The 742-nt window shown below is 49.1% G+C and carries 2 protein-coding genes; both read left to right on the top strand.

Going from position 1 to position 742, the window contains the following annotated elements:
• The first annotated feature begins 119 nt into the window (after nt 1-119).
• Nucleotides 120-215, top strand: a complete 96-nt coding sequence (locus tag DWX33_RS22425) for a smalltalk protein (RefSeq protein WP_005855736.1) — start codon at nt 120-122, stop codon at nt 213-215.
• Nucleotides 216-248: 33 nt separating this feature from the next.
• The gene (locus DWX33_RS20515; RefSeq protein ID WP_008778242.1) at nt 249-695 is read left to right on the top strand and encodes an N-acetylmuramoyl-L-alanine amidase; all 447 of its coding nucleotides are present in this window, start codon (nt 249-251) and stop codon (nt 693-695) included.
• Nucleotides 696-742 lie beyond the last annotated feature (47 nt).

The raw sequence follows: 742 nt of genomic DNA, 5'->3' as shown, positions 1-742 counted from the left end.
ACGGTCTCTTCGCTTGACGCCCGTCCGCTGAGGCCGTCCGAAGGAAAGCGAAGCTTTCCTCTTATATCAGCCGGGATATCATTATTCAATTCATTATTCACTATTAATTATTAATTATCATGAAAAAGTCCGTATGGAGTACTATTATCAAAGTGATCATCGCCGTAGCTACCGCCATCGCAGGGGCACTTGGCATCCAATCCTGTATTCTCTAATTTTCAATTTCCAATTATCAATCTTCAATTATCATGGGTAAGGCTTATTGTTTCTACCAGAATTACAGGGAGGTTCGCCTCCTTGTAATTCATTGCTCGGCTACACGATATGACAGGGATTTTCCCGTCGAGGCGCTCCGTTCCTCGCACAAGGCACGGGGATTCGCCGATATCGGCTATCATTTCTATATCACACGGGACGGGGAGCTACATCGTTGCCGGCCGGTCAACCAGATCGGGGCGCACGCAGCCGGATGGAATGACAAAAGTATCGGTATATGTTACGAGGGAGGACTTGACGAACAAGGCCGTCCGGCCGATACCCGGACCTACGCCCAGCGGTGTACCTTGATGGATCTGCTACGGCAATTACGAAGGGACTACCCGGAGGCACGCATCCTAGGACATTACCAACTTAGCCCCTATATCCGTAAGGCTTGCCCCTGCTTTGACGCAAGGGAGGAATACGGGGAGATCTAGCATTAGAATTTCTTACCGAACGCTATATTCAAGAAGGTCTTCACCAA

The organism is Parabacteroides sp. AF19-14 (genome assembly GCF_003635485.1).
Taxonomy (GTDB): domain Bacteria; phylum Bacteroidota; class Bacteroidia; order Bacteroidales; family Tannerellaceae; genus Parabacteroides; species Parabacteroides distasonis.
The sequence above is the reverse complement of the archived record's forward strand: the minus strand, read 5'-3'. Positions and strand labels throughout refer to the sequence as shown.